General features: G+C 60.5%; 23 protein-coding genes and 1 pseudogene. 12 read left to right on the top strand and 12 right to left on the bottom strand.

The features are described 5' to 3' along the window. Positions 1–309: 309 nt before the first annotated feature. Together BLU48_RS32795 and BLU48_RS13510 are read right to left on the bottom strand one after the other, a co-directional pair. Positions 310–384 (bottom strand): annotated as a pseudogene (locus BLU48_RS32795) (BrnA antitoxin family protein); the annotation flags it as partial. A gap of 356 nt (positions 385–740) precedes the next feature. Then, positions 741–1,526: an AraC family transcriptional regulator gene (locus BLU48_RS13510; protein ID WP_057025404.1), complete on the bottom strand. Its 786-nt coding sequence runs from the start codon at positions 1,524–1,526 to the stop codon at positions 741–743. Positions 1,527–1,673: 147 nt separating this feature from the next. Between BLU48_RS13510 and BLU48_RS13505 the strand changes: the two genes are divergently transcribed. The 6 genes from BLU48_RS13505 to BLU48_RS13480 all read left to right on the top strand — a co-directional run bounded on the left by BLU48_RS13505 (position 1,674) and on the right by BLU48_RS13480 (position 7,388). Continuing rightward, positions 1,674–1,862, top strand: coding sequence for a DUF1656 domain-containing protein (locus BLU48_RS13505; protein ID WP_057025403.1), 189 nt, complete (start codon positions 1,674–1,676; stop codon positions 1,860–1,862). 12 nt (positions 1,863–1,874) lie between these two features. Then, entirely contained in the window at positions 1,875–2,783 is a 909-nt protein-coding gene (locus BLU48_RS13500; protein WP_057025402.1) for an efflux RND transporter periplasmic adaptor subunit, read from the top strand. Continuing rightward, positions 2,783–4,738: an FUSC family protein gene (locus tag BLU48_RS13495; protein WP_082636731.1), complete on the top strand. Its 1,956-nt coding sequence runs from the start codon at positions 2,783–2,785 to the stop codon at positions 4,736–4,738. The genes BLU48_RS13500 and BLU48_RS13495 overlap by 1 nt, the downstream gene beginning before the upstream one ends. 61 nt (positions 4,739–4,799) lie before the next feature. Beyond that, complete coding sequence (gene gcvA / locus BLU48_RS13490; protein ID WP_057025400.1) at positions 4,800–5,702, top strand: transcriptional regulator GcvA; 903 nt, start codon at positions 4,800–4,802, stop codon at positions 5,700–5,702. 68 nt (positions 5,703–5,770) lie between these two features. After that, complete coding sequence (locus BLU48_RS13485) at positions 5,771–6,598, top strand: DMT family transporter (protein WP_057025399.1); 828 nt, start codon at positions 5,771–5,773, stop codon at positions 6,596–6,598. A 28-nt stretch (positions 6,599–6,626) separates the two neighbouring features. Then, the gene (locus tag BLU48_RS13480) at positions 6,627–7,388 is read left to right on the top strand and encodes an SDR family oxidoreductase (RefSeq protein ID WP_057025398.1); all 762 of its coding nucleotides are present in this window, start codon (positions 6,627–6,629) and stop codon (positions 7,386–7,388) included. Between the two features lie 47 nt (positions 7,389–7,435). Here BLU48_RS13480 and BLU48_RS13475 read toward each other — a convergent pair whose 3' ends face one another. Beyond that, the gene (locus tag BLU48_RS13475; RefSeq protein WP_057025397.1) at positions 7,436–8,050 is read right to left on the bottom strand and encodes an FMN-dependent NADH-azoreductase; all 615 of its coding nucleotides are present in this window, start codon (positions 8,048–8,050) and stop codon (positions 7,436–7,438) included. Between the two features lie 133 nt (positions 8,051–8,183). Here BLU48_RS13475 and BLU48_RS13470 point away from each other — a divergent pair, with 133 nt between their 5' ends. Next, the gene (locus tag BLU48_RS13470; RefSeq protein ID WP_057025396.1) at positions 8,184–9,083 is read left to right on the top strand and encodes a LysR family transcriptional regulator; all 900 of its coding nucleotides are present in this window, start codon (positions 8,184–8,186) and stop codon (positions 9,081–9,083) included. Positions 9,084–9,243: 160 nt separating this feature from the next. Further along, positions 9,244–10,767 (top strand): sensor domain-containing diguanylate cyclase, encoded by a 1,524-nt coding sequence (locus BLU48_RS13465; protein ID WP_057025395.1) that lies wholly within the window; start codon positions 9,244–9,246, stop codon positions 10,765–10,767. Positions 10,768–10,996: 229 nt separating this feature from the next. Here the strand turns inward: BLU48_RS13465 and BLU48_RS13460 are convergent, their stop codons facing one another. The 5 genes from BLU48_RS13460 to BLU48_RS13440 all read right to left on the bottom strand — a co-directional run bounded on the left by BLU48_RS13460 (position 10,997) and on the right by BLU48_RS13440 (position 13,042). Beyond that, a complete protein-coding gene (locus BLU48_RS13460) occupies positions 10,997–11,446 on the bottom strand; it encodes an N-acetyltransferase (RefSeq protein WP_057025394.1) in 450 nt (149 codons plus the stop codon). Further along, positions 11,421–11,759: a MerR family DNA-binding protein gene (locus tag BLU48_RS13455; RefSeq protein WP_307718380.1), complete on the bottom strand. Its 339-nt coding sequence runs from the start codon at positions 11,757–11,759 to the stop codon at positions 11,421–11,423. Before BLU48_RS13455 ends, BLU48_RS13460 begins: the two co-directional genes overlap by 26 nt. 154 nt (positions 11,760–11,913) lie before the next feature. Further along, complete coding sequence (locus BLU48_RS13450; RefSeq protein WP_057025392.1) at positions 11,914–12,369, bottom strand: GNAT family N-acetyltransferase; 456 nt, start codon at positions 12,367–12,369, stop codon at positions 11,914–11,916. Positions 12,370–12,491: 122 nt separating this feature from the next. Beyond that, positions 12,492–12,743: a hypothetical protein gene (locus BLU48_RS13445; protein WP_057025391.1), complete on the bottom strand. Its 252-nt coding sequence runs from the start codon at positions 12,741–12,743 to the stop codon at positions 12,492–12,494. After that, positions 12,743–13,042 carry a hypothetical protein gene (locus BLU48_RS13440; RefSeq protein WP_057025390.1) on the bottom strand — a complete coding sequence of 100 codons (300 nt, stop codon included), beginning with the start codon at positions 13,040–13,042 and terminating at the stop codon, positions 12,743–12,745. Before BLU48_RS13440 ends, BLU48_RS13445 begins: the two co-directional genes overlap by 1 nt. Positions 13,043–13,259: 217 nt before the next feature. Between BLU48_RS13440 and BLU48_RS13435 the strand changes: the two genes are divergently transcribed. Both BLU48_RS13435 and BLU48_RS13430 read left to right on the top strand, forming a co-directional pair. Further along, on the top strand, positions 13,260–13,775 hold the full coding sequence (locus BLU48_RS13435) for a hypothetical protein (RefSeq protein WP_057025389.1): 516 nt from the start codon (positions 13,260–13,262) through the stop codon (positions 13,773–13,775). An 8-nt stretch (positions 13,776–13,783) separates the two neighbouring features. Further along, entirely contained in the window at positions 13,784–14,227 is a 444-nt protein-coding gene (locus BLU48_RS13430) for a DUF421 domain-containing protein (protein ID WP_046072108.1), read from the top strand. Here BLU48_RS13430 and BLU48_RS13425 read toward each other — a convergent pair. From BLU48_RS13425 to BLU48_RS13415, 3 genes are all read right to left on the bottom strand, one after another. Then, complete coding sequence (locus BLU48_RS13425) at positions 14,218–14,481, bottom strand: hypothetical protein (RefSeq protein ID WP_057025388.1); 264 nt, start codon at positions 14,479–14,481, stop codon at positions 14,218–14,220. The two genes, BLU48_RS13430 and BLU48_RS13425, sit on opposite strands and share 10 nt — an antisense overlap. Continuing rightward, positions 14,478–14,735, bottom strand: coding sequence for a DUF6555 family protein (locus BLU48_RS13420; RefSeq protein ID WP_046072110.1), 258 nt, complete (start codon positions 14,733–14,735; stop codon positions 14,478–14,480). Before BLU48_RS13420 ends, BLU48_RS13425 begins: the two co-directional genes overlap by 4 nt. Positions 14,736–14,834: 99 nt before the next feature. After that, the gene (locus tag BLU48_RS13415) at positions 14,835–15,572 is read right to left on the bottom strand and encodes an OBAP family protein (RefSeq protein WP_057025387.1); all 738 of its coding nucleotides are present in this window, start codon (positions 15,570–15,572) and stop codon (positions 14,835–14,837) included. 256 nt (positions 15,573–15,828) lie between these two features. Here BLU48_RS13415 and BLU48_RS13410 point away from each other — a divergent pair, with 256 nt between their 5' ends. Beyond that, a complete protein-coding gene (locus BLU48_RS13410) occupies positions 15,829–16,920 on the top strand; it encodes a zinc-binding metallopeptidase family protein (protein WP_057025386.1) in 1,092 nt (363 codons plus the stop codon). Positions 16,921–16,962: 42 nt separating this feature from the next. Further along, positions 16,963–17,463 carry a CinA family protein gene (locus BLU48_RS13405; RefSeq protein WP_057025385.1) on the top strand — a complete coding sequence of 167 codons (501 nt, stop codon included), beginning with the start codon at positions 16,963–16,965 and terminating at the stop codon, positions 17,461–17,463. 7 nt (positions 17,464–17,470) lie between these two features. On the opposite strand, the gene BLU48_RS13400 is transcribed toward BLU48_RS13405, so the two are convergent. Continuing rightward, complete coding sequence (locus BLU48_RS13400) at positions 17,471–17,908, bottom strand: hypothetical protein (protein ID WP_057025384.1); 438 nt, start codon at positions 17,906–17,908, stop codon at positions 17,471–17,473. Positions 17,909–17,973: the final 65 nt, after the last annotated feature.

The raw sequence follows: 17,973 nt of genomic DNA, 5'->3' as shown, positions 1-17,973 counted from the left end.
ATCCCTGTCGAATTCCGGCCAGCGTGGTTTGACGGGGCGCCTGAGAACAAAAGCAGATCAAGATCAAGAGCGGCTCGCTGCGCATCGTGGTTACCGTCGGCTGCTACACAGTTGTGTAGGTACCCATGCCCCGATGAGGACGTGTCAGTCAATACATTTGGGGCTGACGCACCGCCATCGGGTCAGTACTCATTGGGTGGTTTCATCTTTAGCTTTAGTTGGTTTTGGTGTTCGCAGCACTCGATTCAATTCGCCAGCGACAGCGATCAATTGTTGCTCCAGCGCTTCAACCTCAAAAAGGTTGATGCTGGTGATGCGAGTCTTGCCTTTGCTGCTGGCGATGGCGCCGCGCTTGCCGCTGCTGAAGTCGTATTCGTCTTTCATGGTTCAAACCTCCAAAAAAGTGATGGAAGTAACCGCTAGTCGAGAGGAGGGCGGAGCCGACGCGGTCTTACTAGAGCGTTTCCAGGAGCAGTGGTCACGCCATGACTTGCTCAATGAGGCGGGGGCTTATCTTGCCAAAGATGTGAAGGAGGAACCGCGCGTAAAGGCTGCGCTGTTACGTAGCCTGCTTCTGTTTGGATTGTCAGATGAGATCACGTAGAGCTGGAATGCTGAGGTGATAAAGGACGAGACCACATGAACGTGCGCTTTTCTGTTCGAGCTTGATACCCCCAAAAAAAACTACACATCCACTGCGGCGGCGGCTTCTTACGCACTTTAAGCGCGTTACCGGTTCATTACCGCAATGTGGTATTGCGCAGGTAACGGGCCGGTGAGGTGCCCAGGGTTTTACGAAACATCGTGATGAACGAGCTGACAGACTCATAGCCGAGGGCTTCAGCGGTTCTCTGCACCGATTGCCCTTCGGCCAGACTTTGCAGGGCGACGATGATCTGCCATTGCTTGCGCCATTGTCCGAAGGTCAGGCCGGTTTCGGCTTTTACCAGGCGGGCAAGCGAGCGTTCGCTCATGGCGACGTTGCGTGCCCAACTCGCCATGGTGGCGCGGTTGGCGGGATCTTGCGCCAGTGCCCGGGCGATGGTGCGCAGTGGGTTTGAGGCGGGTAAAGGCAGGTAAAGCTGTTCGGTGGGGGCCAGTTCAAGTTCTTCGAGCAGTACGTGGGCCAACCGCGCACTGCGCGAATTGGCCGGGTAATCCTGGGCCTGGCCGCTCAGGTGCAGGATCAGTTCCAGGATCAATGGCGACAGCGCCAAGGTACAGCAGCGATCCGGCAGCGACGCGGCGCCGGGCTCCACGAACAGAAAACACACCTGCCCGTTGGCCGTCACGCGGTTGCTGTGGGCGACGCCCCCCGGAATCCACACGCCGAACCCTGACGGCACCATCCATACGCCATCTTCGACCGTACACACAATGCCACCGCAATACGCCACCACCAGTTGCCCCTTGCGGTGCTTGTGTACGGCGGATTCGCTGTCGTTGCGTTGGGTTTCCAGCATCAGCGCTACGGCGGGCTGGGAAAGGGTGTCGTACTCAAACTGATCGACGTGGATTTCGGCCATGCAAGGTCATCCAGGGTTTGTCCGAATTTGATTATATTTTGGCAGTATACTCAATATCGGCAGCAGCAGTAATTCCCTAGCATTACCTGCAAGCCCCGCCTTCAGTGGGCGGGCGAATGCCAGACCTTCCGAATCCCGGTGCTTGCCATGCTCAGCGAAATCTCGATTGCCAACCTCTACTTTCCGCCCTTGTTGATTTACCTGGGTGCGTCCGTCCTGGCCTACCAGCTGATCGAGCGCCTGACCCGCCGCTGGTTGGACCGGGTGTGGCACCCGGCGCTGGCGCGTTTTTTCGTCTCGCTCATCGTCGTGTCGACGATGGTCGTCCATTGCTGAGCGAGGCCGCGCATGTCTATCGTCAAACTCCTTAAAACTGCCGCCACCCTGGGGCTGGGCGTGTTGGCCCTGGTGTTTTGCCTGCAACTCTGGCGGGCCTACGTGCTGGCGCCCTGGACGCGGGACGGGCGGGTGAGTGCCCAGGTGATCCGCATTGCCCCCGAGGTGTCCGGCCAAATCGATCAGTTGTGGGCCAGTGACAACCAATGGGTGGCAAAGGGCGACCCGCTCTATCGCATCGATGCGCGTGCTTATCGATTGACCCAGCAGCAGCGCACCGCAGAGTTCGCAGAAGCGCGCAGTGTGTTCGAGCAGCGCAGTGCGCAATTCAAGCGGCGCGCACAGCTGGGCGGCGCCATCGCCCGTGAAGAGATCGACAATGCCGCGCGTGACTTGGCCGTGGCCCAGGCGCGCCTGGACGCGGCACGCAGCCAGTTGGCCCAGGCCCAGCTCGACCTGGACCGCACCACCATTCGTGCGCCGGTGGATGGCTATGTCACGCAATTGCGCCTGCAGCCCGGTGACTACGCGCAGGCGGGCGTCACTAACCTGTTTGTGGTCGACAGTCATAGTTTCTGGATCACGGGCTATTTTGAAGAGACCAAGTTGCCGGGTGTACGCATCGGCGCAGCGGTGTCGATCAAGCTGATGGGCTTTGACCCGTTGCTGCAAGGCCACGTGGCAAGCCTGGGCAGGGGCATTGCCGACACCAATGAGTTGCGCAACGACAGCGGCTTGCCCCAGGTGAGCCCGACCTTCAGCTGGATTCGGTTGGCGCAGCGTGTGCCCGTGCGTATCGAGTTGGACAAGGTGCCGGACGGGGTAGAGTTGGCGGCGGGCATGACCGCCAGTGTCGAAGTGACGCAGCCGGGCGCCGCACCGCGCTGGCGACTCATCCAATGGCTGCAGGCGTTCATGTGATGACTGGCCTGGCGACACGCTTTTTCGCGGCGATCCCTCGGCCCTGGACGTCCGCCACGCTTGCCTACGTACTGCGCAGTCTATTGGCGGCCGGCCTGGCACTGTGGCTTGGCTTGCAACTGCATCTGGATTCGCCGTTCTCGGGTGCTTCCACCGTGTTGCTGCTGGTGCAGCCTATCCAGGGGGCAGTGCGAGGCAAGGGTGTGTACCGGATGCTGGGCACGCTGGTCGGCATGGTCGCAGCCTTTGTGCTGATGGGGCTGTTCGCGCAACAGATGCTGTTGTTCATACTGGGCGTCGGTATATGGCTGGGTCTGTGCGTCGGTGCAATGACGGTCTTGCGTCATTACCAGGCCACCGCGGCAGTGGTGGCGGGCTATACGGTGTGTTTGGCGCTGGGCCCTGCCATCGTCGCCCCGGAACAGGGCTTCGACCACATCATCACCCGTGGCACGGCGGTAGCACTCGGCGTGCTCAGCTTGAGCCTGGTAGCGACGCTGTTCAGCGCCAAGACCATGGAGCATAAAGTTCGAAGCTCGCTCCTCGACGCCTGCGCGCGCAGTGCCCGGCTGCTCGCGGCAAGCCTTGTGGGCGAAGAGCCTGCGCAGCTGGCGAGGCAACGGCACCAGCTCGCGATCGATATCAGCAAGGTGGACGACCAGCTGGGGCTCGGCCGTGGCGAGTCGGCGCTGATCCGCTCGCGGCAGCTGGCGATTCAGGCCGGCCTGGCACATCTGCAATCGGCGGTGCTCGATGCGCACCCGGAGCACCCATACCACGGAATCGACCCGGCGTTGTGCGCCCGGATAAGCACAGGGTTGCAGCAACTGAGTGCATGCCTGGCGGATGCCCGCTGCGACTTTCGCACCGCGGCCGATACGCTGGAGCAATTGCGTCGCTGTGCGGATGATCGTGCCGACTCAAGCCCACAGGTGCTGTTGCGCAACGAACGCTTGGACGACCCACTGACGGACCTGGGCGCGGCCTTGCTGAACTTCTCCAGCCTCGATCATGCCCGCCGCGGGCCGATACGCGCCGTGGGGTATCACCGCCATTACGCGGATGCAGCGCGAAACGGCATCCGGGCACTGCTCGCCACACTGAGTGCGGGTGCGATCTGGTATTTCAGCGGTTGGGATCAGGGGCCCACATTACTGGCGGTGCTGGGGCCATGCTGCACACTGGTGGCGACGGCTGCCGCGCCGACCCAAGGCATCAACGGCTTTATCCGCGGCACGCTCTACGCGATTGTGGCGGCAGCGCTGTGCAAATTCCTGCTGATGCCGCAGATCAATGGCTTCCCTCTGTTGCTGCTGGTCATGGCAGGGTTCTGGTCGTTCGGCATCCATGCGACGTGCCAGCCGCGCCATGCCCTGCAAGGGGTTGCCTACCTGATTGGCTTCAACACTTTGGTAAGCACCGGCATGACCGCCACCTACGATTTCGTCGGCTTCGCCAACCAGGCGCTGGCCTGGATCGTGGCGATGCTTGTGTGCCTCTTGGCGTTCCAGATCCTGCCCAAAGATCCAGCCAGGCAGGTACGCGCATTGAAACGTGCGCTCCACCAGCACACACGCCTGCTGCTACGTCAGGCAAGTACAATCGACCATGCTCAATGGCAAGCGAAGCAACAACATCGGTTAGTTACGTTGAAGAGTTTGCTTGGCGCGGATCACCCGCACGAATACCAGGCGGGCTACTTGTCGCTGCAACTGAGCAAGCAGTTGAATCGGCTGCAGCGCAAAGCCAGCGGTATCGATCCGGCATCTCCCGTTGCCCGATGTGTGCAAAGCGGTGCGCGGCGGGTTGCACGATATGCCCATCATCCCGCAATCGGCGCCGCACAGGCGCGGCGCACATCCCGGTCGTTGAGCAGGCTCGGCGCGCCTCATCTGGCGAGCGCTTATCAGGACTTGGCGTGGCTGCTGGAGCAGTACGCGAACCTCATGGATTAGCGCTAACATGAGTCAACGCTCATGCTCAGCGCTTACTGCCCACTCGCCGGATACCCCACCTATGAGAGACCTGCCGCCCACCGCCACATTGCGCGCCTTTGAAGCCGCCACTCGGCACCCGACCTTTACGGCGGCCGCCCAGGAGTTGCATGTGACCCAGAGCGCAGTCAGCCACCAGCTCAAGCATCTGGAGGCGCTGTGGGGCTTGGCATTGTTCGAGCGCGGCCAGTCGTTACGACTGACCCCGGCGGGGGCTACGCTGGCGCCCATCGTGCGCGAATTTTTCATGAGCCTGGAGACGACCTTGGCCGACCTGCGCGAGCAAAAGGGCAGGGTGCGGCTCAAGGTCAGCACCACCTATTCCTTTGCCTTGAAATGGCTGCTGCCACGCTTGCCGAACCTCGCTCGCCAGCACCCCGAGCTGCTGGTTGCGCTGGACACCACGGACGACGTCATCCACTTTTCCGATGCCCAAGCGGATGTCGCGGTCCGGCTGGGCAAGGGGAACTACCCGGGCCTGTATTCGGAATTCCTGTTCGGCGAGCAGGTGTTTCCCGTGGCCAGCCCCGAACTGTTGCGACGCCTCGGCACTCCAGGCAGCCCTGCCCATTTATTGGATTTCCCGCTGCTGGCCCGGGATGGCGCCGAGCTGGCGCCGAAATGGGAGGTCTGGTTTCAAGCCGTGGGGCTGGCCTTTTCGCCGCTCCGGGAAAGCGTCAGGTTTGGCGACACCAACATGACCGTCGAGGCGGCCTTGCTCGGCCATGGCATCGCGTTGGTGCGCAGCGGGCATGTGGAGCAGGAAATCAGCGACGGCCGCCTGGTGCGCCTGTTCGATGTGCCGTTCCCGTCACCGCTTGCCTACTATTTTGTGTGCCCCAAGGGCATCGAATCGCAACCCCATGTGGTCAGCTTTCGTCAATGGTTGCTCGCAGAGTCACTGAAACTGCAACGGGCAGTATGAGTATCTGTTCATGCAGTGATGAGGAGACTTCGCTGTAAGCCGGGGCCTTGGCTTGCCTAAGATGGCGCATGCCGACTCATATCATCTTCCTGGTGCTGTTCGCCGCGCTCCTGCATGCCAGCTGGAACGCGCTGCTGCGTGGCGGTGCCGATCGGCTGTGGTCGATGACAGTAATGTGCATGGCCATCGCCGTCGCCAGTCTCATCGCCGCAACGTTCATGGTAGCGCCGGCGATTGAGAGCTGGGGCTATGGGGTGTTTTCGGCGTTGCTGCATGTTGGCTATAACCTGTTCCTGGTGCGCAGCTACCGGGTGGGCGACCTGGGGCAGATCTATCCGATTTCCCGTGGCTCATCGCCGGCACTGATCACCCTGGGGGCTGCTGTCTTCGCCGGGGAGCGCATTGCCCTCGGCGAGTTGCTGGGGGTTGCGCTGGTGTCAGGCGGGATTATTTCCCTGGCCTTCAGCGGGCGTCGGTTGTCGGTTCCCAGCCTGCCCTATGCGCTGGGAACGGGCTGCTTCATCGCCGCCTACAGTGTCGTCGATGGCATTGGCGCCAGGCTCTCCGGCGCACCGCTGGCCTACACCGTATGGATGTGCGCGTTGTGGGGCGTGCTGATGCCAGCGGTGTACATCGGCCTGCGCGATGCCCGCAGTTTATTGCGCCTGCGTCCCGGAACCTTGGCCGCGGTGGTCGGCGGGCTGGTGTCTTTGCTGGCCTATGCAATCGTGATCTACGCCATGAACGAAGCGCCGTTGGGCGCGGTATCGGCATTGCGCGAAACCAGCGTGTTGTTCGCGATGTTGATTGGCTACTTTTTTCTTGGCGAAACCCTTACCGCACGCAGGATCCTGGCGTGTGTGGTGATCGCCGGCGGCACCTTCATCATCGGCTGAAACAGCATTTTCTAAGGAGGTATTTTCAATGGTTGACGTCTCACAGGCACCGCTGATTCTGATCACCGGTGGCAGCCGCGGAGTGGGTGCCGCGACGGCCCGACTGGCCGCCGCAAAAGGCTATGACGTGGCGATCAGCTACGTTGCCAACGAGTCCGCGGCGCTGGCGGTGGTTGCGGATATCGAGGCAATGGGCCGCAAGGCCCTGGCCGTACGGGCCGATAGCGCTCACCCCGATCAGGTCGCCGATTTGTTTACCGCCATCGACCGCAGGTTCGGGCGCATCGACGTCTTGGTCAATAATGCTGGCGTGCTGGCGACTCAGTCGCGCCTCGAGGGCCTGAGCCTGGAGCGCATGCAGCGCATTTTCGCGGTCAACTCCATCGGCCCGATGCTCTGCGCCCAGCAGGCGGTGAAGCGCATGGCGTATCGGCACAACGGTGCGGGCGGCGTAGTGATCAATATCTCCTCGGCCTCGGCGCGTCTTGGCAGCCCGAATGAATACCTTGACTACGCGGCGTCAAAGGGCGCGCTGGAAACCTTCACCATCGGGTTTGCCAAGGAAGTGGCCCGGGAAGGCATCCGCGTCAATTGTGTGCGCCCCGGGCACATCTATACCGACATGCATGCCAGCGGCGGTGAGCCGGGGCGTGTCGATCGGGTCAAGGACTCGATCCCCATGGGGCGTGGCGGCCAGCCGGAGGAGGTGGCCCGGGCGATTTTGTGGTTGGCCAGTGCCGAGGCGTCATTCGTGACAGGTACATTCCTGGATGTGACGGGAGGCAAATGAGTCAGTCATGCCGGCGTCGGTGAGCGCCGGCCAGGCCTGGCGCCGGTCTAGGCCAGCGCTGCCTGGATTTGATCATCAAAGCCGGCGAGAAAATCCTGCATGCTGATTTCTCCCAGATCTACCGCTTTAGCGCCGCCGGCTGCAATAAAGGTGATATCGGTGATGCCCAGGACATTCAGGATCAGTTTCAAATACTGGCTCGCAATGTCACGCTCCCTGATCGGGGAATCCCCGCTGTACACACCGCCCGAGGCGATGAGCACCGTGGCCTTTTTACCGGTCACCAGCCCCTTGCCGTCAAAGCCCAACGTCAGGCCTTTGCGTACCACGTGATCCACCCATGCCTTGAGCGCGGCAGGCACATTGTAGTTGTAGACCGGTGTCGAGATAACCAAGTGATCGGTTTCCAGTAACTCGGCCACCAGCTGATCAGAAAGCTGCAACAGGGTTTTCATCTCTGGCGAGTGTTGGCTCTCTGGCTTGAAGTAAGCCTGGAGCCAGGGAGCCTCCACGAACCTGAGCGGCGCGTCAGTCAGATCGCGTATTTTGACCGTGCCTGCCGGATGTGCAGCTTCCCATGCAGCGACAAATCGGCGAGTGAGTTGCCGGGAAATCGAAGCAGCGCCGCGTGGGCTGGTTTCAATGCTGAGTAGCTGGGGCATGAACGTAACTCCTGGGGACGATGGTGTGTTTTGCGTTGTCGCTGTCGGCGATGTGCGACACACTCTATCCAATGCGATCTCTAAGCAGGAGTGATGTAAATATGATTGAGTCCATCTGTCCAAGTGATAGGTCATGATCGGAAACCTCAGCCTGGACCAGTTGCGGATTCTGGTCACCATCGCAGAGACCGGGAGTTTTTCAGCCACCGGGCGCCAGCTGCGCCGCGCTCAATCTGCCATTAGCCAGTCAGTTGCCACGCTTGAGTCCGTTCAAGGTGTGCAACTGTTTGATCGCAGCGGTCATCGTCCGGTGCTCACCGAGGTGGGCAGGGTGCTTGTGGTTCAGGCTCGCGCAGTGCTGGCAAGCGCTGCCCAGTTCGAAGCAATGGCTGCCAGTACAGCAGCAGGGCTTGAGCCGGAGTTGGCGCTTGCCATAGACCCGCTGGTCCCCAGCGCACCGCTTATTGAGAGCCTGCGCGCTATCCGTGAGGCTTTCCCGCACCTGACCGTGAGTTTTTCCACGCAGGGCCTGGGTGGGGCAGAGCGCCGACTGCGCAACGGCGCGGCGGCACTGGCGCTATGCACATTGATTCCCACCGTGCCCGATGATATCCACGCCTTGGCGCTGCTCAGCGTCGCCCTCAAGCCTGTCATCGCCAGCGGGCACCCCTTGGCGATGCTGGGCCGTCCGGCTACCCGTGCGGACCTCGCGCCCTATGTACAACTGGTACTTTCCGATCCGGTTTCCCCCGACGGCCCCAACTATGGGGTGGTGGGCAGTCAGCCGTGGCGGTTTGTCGACCTGGCACGGCGCCTGGATTTTTTGCTCGCCGGGTTCGGTTGGTGTCGCATGCCCGAGCATCTGATTGTCGATCATCTGGCATCAGGGCGCCTCCTGCCCCTTGAGCTGAGCGCCGAACTTCAGCGTACCCCCGACACGCTGACGATCTATGCGGCGCACATGCAAAACCGTTCTCTGGGCATAGCAGGCCGTTGGCTTCTTAATGATCTGGCCCGGCGCCTGTGCGTGTAGGTCTTGACGCAACAGCGCGGATTCAACCTATGCGCTCACAGTAGCTGCAGCCACGCCAGACTGCTTGTATGCTTGCGCCGCGGAACATGTGGCCGCGGCTAAGCGCCGGCGTTTGAATGACGACTGGAATGGGAAACCGGACTTTCCTTAAGGTACTGACGTGAAGCGTGATACTCGCCTTGTGATGCTTTTGCTGTTGGTAATTGGCTGTTCCCTGACCTCCCTGACCATCTGGAAAGTCTTGTCTTCCCGTGAGCGCGCGCTGGCGGAGGTGGACGTGCACGGCCTGAACCTGACCCAGGCACTCACCACCTACACCGAAGGTATCGTGCGGCAAAGCTCGCTGCTGTTGCTCGGGCTGGTCGAACGCCTGGAAACTGAAGGCAGTGGCCCGGCGCAGATCGAGCGTATCAATACCCTGATCGGTCGGCAGCAGCCGTTGATGCCGCAACTCAGTGGCATCACCGTCTACGACCATCACGGCCACTGGTTGATGTCGTCGAACCGTCCGATCCCAGTGGGTGCCAACAGCAGCGATCGCGCTTATTTCATTCATCATCGCGATGATCCGAGCCGTGAGCCTTTTATCGGCCCGCCGATCCAGAGTCGTACCAACCACGAGTGGGTGGTGACCATCAGCCGCCGCTTCAATGATGCGTCGGGCAACTTCGCCGGGGTGGTTGCGGTCACCCTGGGGGTGGAAAACTTCCTGCGCGTGTTCGGCAAACTCGATGTGGGCCAGGAGGGGGCGATCGGTTTGTCCTATGCCGATGGCACGCTGTTGGTGCGCTATCCTTTCCGCGAACAAGACATGGGCCGCAACTTTTCCAAGTCGCCTATCTATGCCAAGTACCTTGTCGACCAATCGGTCGGCACCGCCGCCTACACTTCCAGCCTGGACGGTGTGGAGCGACTCTACGCGTTCCGTAAAAGCGAGACCCTGCCGCTGATCACCACGGTCGCATTGGGCAAGCATGAAGCCCTCGCTGCGTGGCGTATCGAGGCGGCGTTGTCCGCAGTCGTGGTGGTAGGGCTGCTGGGGCTGACAGGGGTGATCGGCTGGTTCCTGATCCTCGATATCCGCCGGCGTACAGCGGCGGAAGAGGCGCTGCGCGTCGCCCAGCAACAGTTGCTCGACTCCAATCGGCAATTGGCGCTGTTGGCCAAGAAGGATGCGCTGACCGGCCTGGCAAACCGCCGCTGCTTCGACGAAACCCTAGCCCTGGAAGCGCGCCGAGCGCAGCGCGACGGTACGTCGCTGGCGTTGCTGATGATCGATATCGACTATTTCAAACGCTTCAACGATGCCTGCGGTCACGTCGCGGGAGATGCGTGTTTGCAGGCAGTCAGTACACTGTTGGAGGGCTGTGTGCAGCGTCCATCAGACTTGGTGGCGCGCTATGGCGGAGAAGAAATAGCGATCATTATGCCGGCGACCGACAGCGAAGGCGCGACGGTGGTCGCAGAAAGGATCCTTGCGCGACTGCAACAGGCAAACATCCCCCATCCCGGTAGCCCGTTCGGGCGCGTGAGTGTGAGTATCGGCATTGCGACGGGTACAGGCTCACGGCTGGAGCCAGTATCAGGTTTGATCGAGGCGGCCGATGCGGCGCTTTACGGTGCGAAGGCTGCCGGGCGCAATGGGTTTTCCCGGCAGCCCACGGACATTGCTTCGGGCGGCTGAAACGGCCTGTACTTATGTGCTTGCCGGTTCACATCCCAAGTGTCGGCATCGTGAGTTCGCCGCACTCCATGAGCTGGCCGGCTGTGAGTTGTAGCTCGTTTGTGGGTTTCGCCGCGTAGCCAACGATGAAGCCTGCGCTGAGCAGTGAAAGGCAGAAGGCGGCTTTTATCAGGATCATGGGAGGGTGGTTCTCACATCAGCTCAAAAGGGTGAACCACAGATTGTGTATTCAAGGAAAGGTTCCTGGGACGCCAGCAGCGCTCCAGCACATCACCTTTTCCAAGTGACCCGTATGTTCGTCCCGTTGTTCGTTGAGTACGATAAACCCGTGTTTCTTGTAAAAGTGCAGGCTGGGTAAATTTTGCGAATACACGCTCAGTTGTAAAACTGATCGGGATTCCATTGCGTCTGCGAGCAACCGCGTACCCACGCCGCCGCCCTGATGCGCGGGCGCTACAAACAGCGCCGCCAGGGTGTCTTCATACACGCAACTGAACCCGAGGACTGTTCCATCGGCCTCAAACACGCGTGTCACGGCGCTGGGCAGGTAGACGTCACGCATGGCGCCCAGTTGGTCATGCCAGAACGACGGGGCGATGAAGTGATGGGCCTGGATTGAAGCTTGCAGCCAGATATCCAGCACAGGTTTCAGGTCAGTGTGTTGAAAGTCGCGAATCATGATGCCTCAACGGTTGATTGAACAGGCCGAACCCCAGTGTGGCGTCCGACAGTACTGCGCTTGAACGCCCCTGCGGCAGCGATTTGAGCAACCGCTGGAAATTTGGGCATTGCGCGTGATTGGGTGCAGGGCAGGCGGCGGCGTGACGTAAGCCTCGACTCATGGCCTTCAGTTGTTTGACCGTCGCATCGATCTCATCGGCCTTGGCCAGCAGCACACTTCTATCCACCTCGGCCTGGCCATTGGGCGACAGCATGGCCAATATCTCATCCAACGACAGTCCACCGGCCTGGCCGAGCGCGATTACCGCCAACTGTTCAACCACTGTCGCGGCAAACTGGCGGCGAGCACCCAGTTGGCTGTCGAGGCGATCAAGCCTTTCTTTTCATAAAAACGCAACGTGTGGGCCTCTACATGGCTGCGTGGGTGATCGCCTGGGCGTGATCAGTCACAAATGGATCTGGCGGTCAGCGAATGAATTTGACGTAAATGCGCTCCGGGTCACCTTCGTCAAGGTTCTCGATCTGCCCGCTGGGGACAAAGCCGGCCTTGGTCATAAGTGCTTGGGATGCGGTGTTGGAGGCATTGGTCGAGGCGAAGAGCTTGGGCGTCTTGCAGGCCGCTTCGGCTGCCGCCAGCAGACGCAGGGCCACACCCTGGCGCTGGTGCGCGGGTGACACAACCACCAGCGCGACGAAGCCGTGATCGAAAAAGTCATGGGTGAGCACCAGGTAGCCGGCGCATACGCCAGCGTCGACGGCGACCAGGCATTGCTGGCGAACCACGGCGTCATAGATAAACACGCGACGGCTGGCGTGGGCGGTGGCGTAGGCATCCAGTCCGACCAGGGCATGCACATCATCGGGCATGGCCTGGCGGATCAGCCAGCGTGGGGGGGCGGGGGCAAAGCGGGATTCAGTCATGAATGGCCCGCTTCGGTTTGAGCTTTTATCCAGCCTGCTTGCTGATCAGTCACAGTCATGGTGTCCGTACAGTGGCCATGGAGAGGTTCCAGATCGAACCTATCATACAGGGTTGCCCACTCTCAATCGGCACACACCAGCGAGGGCTTACGATGGCTTTTGCCCAGGCGCTCGTGGCGCGTGTGTTCATGCCCGGTGATGTGCATCGGCGCTGTGTTGGCGCTAATCGCCTGGTCATGCAGCGCTGCTTCCAGCGCTTTAAGATGCCGCGAGAGGATCTTCACCGACCCACTCGGGTTGGCCGGGTCGAACGGGATCCTGCCATTGGCAATCAGCACCATGGCCAGTTCCCAGGCGCGTTGTGAGTCGTTCATCAGGCCACCTCCTTGGTAATTTGGGCGTTTCTAGAGCGCTCATTTTCAAGCAATGAAGACGGTGCCGGAAAATGCTCGTTGAGCACGCCGAGGTGATCAATCGCTTCCCGAAACAGCGCCTCAGCCTTGCCGCGCAGATGCAGGTATTGATCAAACAGCTCGCTGTCCAGGTCGGGCCTTTCCAGCAATTGGTATGCGCTGCGGCTGAGGGCATTGGCCTGGTTGAACAGCTTCTGGTTCTGCTCCATCGCCAATTGACGGCAGGCCATCATCTGGGTGTACGTGTCGTTGTATTGCATGACGAGGCTCCTGGTTAAGCGGGACTGATAGAGCTGTGACCCGCTTAAAAAGGCTCGGTATCAACTGGGTTGCCGCTGAAATTTCGATCATTTCAACGATTCAGTTCCGCCCAAACCATCTTCTTTTTAGATGGTGGCTGGGTTGCCCCGCGAAAGAATGAACCCGCGCAACCCCACGCACACCTAAGAGGTTATGAACCGGACCCGGGGACAGGGTATGAAGCCGCCAGACCATCGTGACCTGCATAGCCGCAATTACCCGGTCAGCGAGGACATGACCTTGCAACGCAAGGTCTGGTGCTTCGAGCGATGGGGTTGGTATGGGTTGGTAGTGCTAATGGGCTTGACCCTGGCCGGCCTGTTTTCCAAGGGCCCATTGAGCAGTGCCGAGGTACGCAGCGCCGATGGGCAGCTGCATGTCGAGTACCAGCGCTTCCTGCGCAATGGTTCTTCCGATGCATTGGTGATTCACGTGCAAGGCCGGGCGCGTGAGACCCTTGAAGTGGAGCTCAGTGGCGCGCTGTTGCAGGGCTTCAATGTGCAAATGCTGCAACCCCAGCCACTCAAGGCCAGTACCGCAGGCGATGGCATGAAGGTGTGGGTACTGAGCGACGACGATGGTCACGCAATGCTTCACGTGACCCTCAACAGCGACGGTGTTGGCAGCTTTCAAACCAAGGTGGCGCTGGCATCGGGCGCCTCAGTGGGCCTTTCCCAATTCATTTATCCCTAGGGGCGACCATGGACTCTGTGTTGCGGGCTGCGGCGATTTACCTGGTACTGCTGGTGCTGTTCAAGGTTGCCGGCAGGCGCACACTGGCTGAACTCACCACCTTTGACCTGGTGCTGTTGATGGTCATCGGCGAGGCCACCCAGCAGGCACTGCTCGGCGACGATTTCTCGCTGACCAATGCCGTGATGGTGATCGTCACCTTGATTGCCATCGACATTGGCTTCTCGCTGGTCAAGCAGCGCTCAACCTGGTTCGCACGGGTGCTGGATGGCGGGCCGACGGTGCTGGTCGAGGAGGGCCAGGTACTGCACAAACGCCTCAAGCATGCGCGCCTGGATGAAGGCGACATCCTTGAGGCGGCCCGGTCCACCCAAGGGCTTGTCGAGATCCGGCAGATACGCTTCGCGATTCTGGAGCGCAACGGCAAGATCTCGGTCATCCCCTACGAATAATGCCCGGGTTGGCGCTTACTTCCCTTCGCTCGATGGATGCGCATCCATTCTTGATACGCCGCCGTGCGTTGCGCATCCGCGAGCTTCTTGGCTTCGGTGAAACGCAGCCAGGTTTTCGCATCGCCGCTGTAGGACTCGATGATTTGATACGCCAAGGTATCGAGCCGATCAGCTTCGAAAAACATCCGGGTGTTCTGCGCTATTTCGTCTTCCCATGCCTGTCCAGGCGTGTAGTCGAGCGTCTGGCTGTTCATTGTGTCAAATCCTCCGCCCACTGGAGTTGCGCCGCACCGCACCAGCGCACATCAGTGATGCCGTATTTTTCCGCCATCGGTTTGGAAACGCGCTTGAGGTTGTTTTGCCCGAACCTCGGTATGACCGCCACACCGGCATCGCAACTTGCCCAATGCCAGGCGTCGGCATTATTCATCTGCGGCGCACGCAAGATGAACGACTTGGGCTTGCCGTGAAGTTGATACTCGATGGTAAACAGTTCGTTGGTTTTCATGAGGCCTCCCTAAGCTCATGTGCTACAGATATTTGACGCCAGAAAAAATTCAGAAAGATTGTCAGACACCTCGATAGCTGGCACTTCGGTGGTCAGCGGTCAGTGCCGGTGGGGAGTCTGGGTAGGGTCGTCGATCTGGATAATCCTGCCTTGGCGCCACGCGTCCGCCCCTGGAGCAATGGCGGGTGCGGCGATATCCGCGCGTGCGGCCTTCTTCTGGTTACTGTCCACGCCCAGGCGCTTATCCCGCTCGGCGACCATCTTCGGGTCGGCCTGGCCGTCGGTGGTAAAGCCCATCATCAGTTGCGGCACGCCCAACGGCAGCTGCTTGTGAAGGTCCGTATGCCAGGTGTGCCAGGTCTTGCCATAGGTATGCACGAGTTTCTCCATCAGGGCATGTTCGGCCACCTGTGGAATGCCCGGTGCAACCAACTGGCCTGATTTGACCTCATGCACGTGGCTATGCCACAGCGCCTTCTCCTGCGCTGGCAGGGTGTTGAACAGCTGCTCACTGATGATGTATTCCACACCCATCAGCTTGGCATCCTTGCGGTTGCCGTCGTAGATCACGCACTGGATCACTTCTTCATTGAGGATCGCGCAGTAGTGGTGAGCTTCCATCTGCACATCGGGGTGGCCGTTGTAGAAATGGAAGCCGTCCAGGTAGGCATTCAACGCATCCACCGGCGGGCGCGATTGCAGCACCGCAGCGCCAGCATCCAGGGTGCGCGTGGTGGGCGATTTCGCATCACCGGGCGCAACCACATTGGACGGTGAGTTGTTGCTGGCGCAGGCGGTCAGCAAGGCAATGGACAGTGTCAGACTGAGTTTTTTCATCGTGGATTCCCTCCATGGTCGGTGAGGCTGTACCGAGGGTTAGAAGGCTTGGCCGCGCAGGTGTTCAACCGGATTGGCGAGCGGCTGTCGATAGGCCCCGCGTCGCCGGGGATGCAGCCCAAGTGCTAAAAGTTTTGGAACACTGGTCAGCGCGACGGGTCATTTTTTATAGGCGCTCAAGCGCGGCGGTGGGTGCAGCGAGCAGCGTTGCCCATGAACCGTCCGATATCGATTTCGACAAGGGAGAAACCGGCGGATGCAGCCCCAGCCAAACGATGACCATTGCAACGACGATGCGCAGGGCGTGGCACAACTGCTTGAAAGACTGTTGCGCGCGCGTGGCCCCGGAGGCCAGGAAGACGAGGTGCGTGCCATTTGCCTGGAAAGCCTCGGACCGCTGTGTGACGAAACCTGGGTCGATCCCGCTGGCAATGTGATCGGCCTGATCAAGGCGGCGCAGGGCAACCACGAGCCCGGGCGTGCGGTGAAAATCATGGCGCACATGGATGAAATCGCCATGGTGGTCAAGCATGTCGAAGCGGATGGCACGCTGCGCGTGACGGCGTTGGGCGGCGCGAATCCGGTGAACTTCGGCATGTGCCCGGTGGATATTCTCGGCGATCACCAGATTATCCCGGGTGTGCTGTCCTTTGGCTCGATGCACATGACGGCCAACGCGCCCCAGGGCGCCGATGTGTTGTCCGGGGATGTGCACTGGAATGATGTGCATGTCATCACTCGTTGCTCAAGTCAGATTTTGCGTGATTATGGGGTGCGTCCCGGCAGCCGCGTAACCCTGAGCCAACACTGGCGCGAGCCGTTTCGGGTGGGGGACGCCATTGCCGCGCACTTCCTGGACGACCGTGCGCCCATCGCCGCGGTGCTCCTTGCTGCGCAGTGCCTAAAGCGACGACGACAAGCGCTTTCCTGCGATGTGTACTTCGTCTTCACCACCCTTGAAGAAGAGTGCAATGCTGGCGCCATGTACGCTGCGGCAACGCTGCCGGGCGATACCACTATCGCGGTGGAAGTCGGCCCGGTGATGGACGAGTACGGTACGCGTCTGGGGGTCGATCCGATTATCAATACCGGCGACCTGAAAGGTTATTACACCCGCTCGGTAGTGAGCGGCCTGGCGGCTGCAGCGCAACGCTGTGGTTATGCGCCGCAATACGCCCTGCTGGTGGATTTTGCCTCGGATGCCAGCGCGGTCATGAGTAACGGCACCTCGGCTCGCGCCGGCTGTGTGGCGATTCCCACGGAAAACACCCATGGCTATGAGGTGATCGTCGACGGTGCGATCCAAGCGTGCGCACAGACCCTGGCCGACTACCTGGCCACGTACTGAACCAGCATCAGGCTCGCACATGACGTGCAGGAGGATAAAACCGTGTCTATCGCCGTTTCCACTATTGACTACCTGAAACAATACGATATGACCCTTACCACGGCCGAGTCCTGTACAGCGGGGAAAATCATCACCCTGCTGTCGGAAGTCGAGGGCGGTGGGGCGTGTATCGAGAGTGGGTACGTGGTGTATTCCCCTGAAGCCAAGCAGCGTTTGTTGGGCGTACGTGCGTATACGATTGAGACCTTCAACCTCACCAGTTGCGAGGTCGCCCGTGAGATGGCCGCAGGCGCGATGCACGACAGTCCGGCGGACGTGGCCGTGGCCACCACCGGGCTGCTCGGCCCTGACGACATGGATGGCATTCCAGCCGGGACCATTTGCTTCGCCTGGGCTTATCGGGTGGGGCAGGGGGTGACTATTTTCAGCCGCAAGGAACGCTTCCTGGGTTCTCGTGAGCAAGTACAGTTGTACGCGGCGGAGCATGCCTTGAAGTGGCTGGCACATTTTCACCAGCGCGCCCTGGCCGGTGAGCAAGGCTAGCGAAGCCTTATTTGACTGGCTGCGAGGCCCATTCGCCGCCGGCTTTTTCACAGTCGATCTTGGCTTGGACCAGATCATTGGCGGCATAGTAGTAGGTCACTACGCGGGCATTCTTGGGCAGCAATGCGCCTTCGTGATCCGGCGCCTTGGACGTCGAATGGGGGTTGGCCAGGGCCTCCTGGGTCGGCGTGGCTTTGCAGCTGGCGACATGGTTGCTGGCACAGGCCGCGACCTTGTTTTTCGTAGTGGGCATCATCTCTTTGTTCTCGTTGCTGCAAGACCAGTCGATGGCTTCAGGCGGCATGCCCTCGTAGCGGTAGCAGGTATGTTGCTCGACCGTCGGCACCTGGTCGCTTTGCCCGCGTGTAACCACATCGCAGGCGTCGGCCAGGGCCGTCGAGGACGTAAGGATAAGTAGCAAGGTGATCGGCAGTCGGACGTTCATGAACTAATCTCCGCGCGTGCTTGAAGTGGCGGGCGAATGCGCCGCTTCATATGCATTTGAAGGGA

The organism is Pseudomonas synxantha (assembly GCF_900105675.1).
In the GTDB taxonomy this organism is placed as follows: Bacteria; Pseudomonadota; Gammaproteobacteria; order Pseudomonadales; family Pseudomonadaceae; genus Aquipseudomonas; species Aquipseudomonas synxantha.
The sequence above is the reverse complement of the archived record's forward strand: the minus strand, read 5'-3'. Positions and strand labels throughout refer to the sequence as shown.

Excerpts from the sequence above, each read along its gene's own strand:
- BLU48_RS13510 (WP_057025404.1), bottom strand. The coding sequence starts at position 1,526 with ATGGCCGAAATCCACGTCGATCAGTTTGAGTACGACACCCTTTCCCAG.
- BLU48_RS13505 (WP_057025403.1), top strand. The coding sequence starts at position 1,674 with ATGCTCAGCGAAATCTCGATTGCCAACCTCTACTTTCCGCCCTTGTTG.
- BLU48_RS13500 (WP_057025402.1), top strand. The coding sequence starts at position 1,875 with ATGTCTATCGTCAAACTCCTTAAAACTGCCGCCACCCTGGGGCTGGGC.
- BLU48_RS13495 (WP_082636731.1), top strand. The coding sequence starts at position 2,783 with ATGACTGGCCTGGCGACACGCTTTTTCGCGGCGATCCCTCGGCCCTGG.
- gcvA (WP_057025400.1), top strand. The coding sequence starts at position 4,800 with ATGAGAGACCTGCCGCCCACCGCCACATTGCGCGCCTTTGAAGCCGCC.
- BLU48_RS13485 (WP_057025399.1), top strand. The coding sequence starts at position 5,771 with ATGCCGACTCATATCATCTTCCTGGTGCTGTTCGCCGCGCTCCTGCAT.
- BLU48_RS13480 (WP_057025398.1), top strand. The coding sequence starts at position 6,627 with ATGGTTGACGTCTCACAGGCACCGCTGATTCTGATCACCGGTGGCAGC.
- BLU48_RS13475 (WP_057025397.1), bottom strand. The coding sequence starts at position 8,050 with ATGCCCCAGCTACTCAGCATTGAAACCAGCCCACGCGGCGCTGCTTCG.
- BLU48_RS13470 (WP_057025396.1), top strand. The coding sequence starts at position 8,184 with ATGATCGGAAACCTCAGCCTGGACCAGTTGCGGATTCTGGTCACCATC.
- BLU48_RS13460 (WP_057025394.1), bottom strand. The coding sequence starts at position 11,446 with ATGATTCGCGACTTTCAACACACTGACCTGAAACCTGTGCTGGATATC.
- BLU48_RS13450 (WP_057025392.1), bottom strand. The coding sequence starts at position 12,369 with ATGACTGAATCCCGCTTTGCCCCCGCCCCCCCACGCTGGCTGATCCGC.
- BLU48_RS13445 (WP_057025391.1), bottom strand. The coding sequence starts at position 12,743 with ATGAACGACTCACAACGCGCCTGGGAACTGGCCATGGTGCTGATTGCC.
- BLU48_RS13440 (WP_057025390.1), bottom strand. The coding sequence starts at position 13,042 with ATGCAATACAACGACACGTACACCCAGATGATGGCCTGCCGTCAATTG.
- BLU48_RS13435 (WP_057025389.1), top strand. The coding sequence starts at position 13,260 with ATGAAGCCGCCAGACCATCGTGACCTGCATAGCCGCAATTACCCGGTC.
- BLU48_RS13430 (WP_046072108.1), top strand. The coding sequence starts at position 13,784 with ATGGACTCTGTGTTGCGGGCTGCGGCGATTTACCTGGTACTGCTGGTG.
- BLU48_RS13425 (WP_057025388.1), bottom strand. The coding sequence starts at position 14,481 with ATGAACAGCCAGACGCTCGACTACACGCCTGGACAGGCATGGGAAGAC.
- BLU48_RS13420 (WP_046072110.1), bottom strand. The coding sequence starts at position 14,735 with ATGAAAACCAACGAACTGTTTACCATCGAGTATCAACTTCACGGCAAG.
- BLU48_RS13415 (WP_057025387.1), bottom strand. The coding sequence starts at position 15,572 with ATGAAAAAACTCAGTCTGACACTGTCCATTGCCTTGCTGACCGCCTGC.
- BLU48_RS13410 (WP_057025386.1), top strand. The coding sequence starts at position 15,829 with ATGCAGCCCCAGCCAAACGATGACCATTGCAACGACGATGCGCAGGGC.
- BLU48_RS13400 (WP_057025384.1), bottom strand. The coding sequence starts at position 17,908 with ATGAACGTCCGACTGCCGATCACCTTGCTACTTATCCTTACGTCCTCG.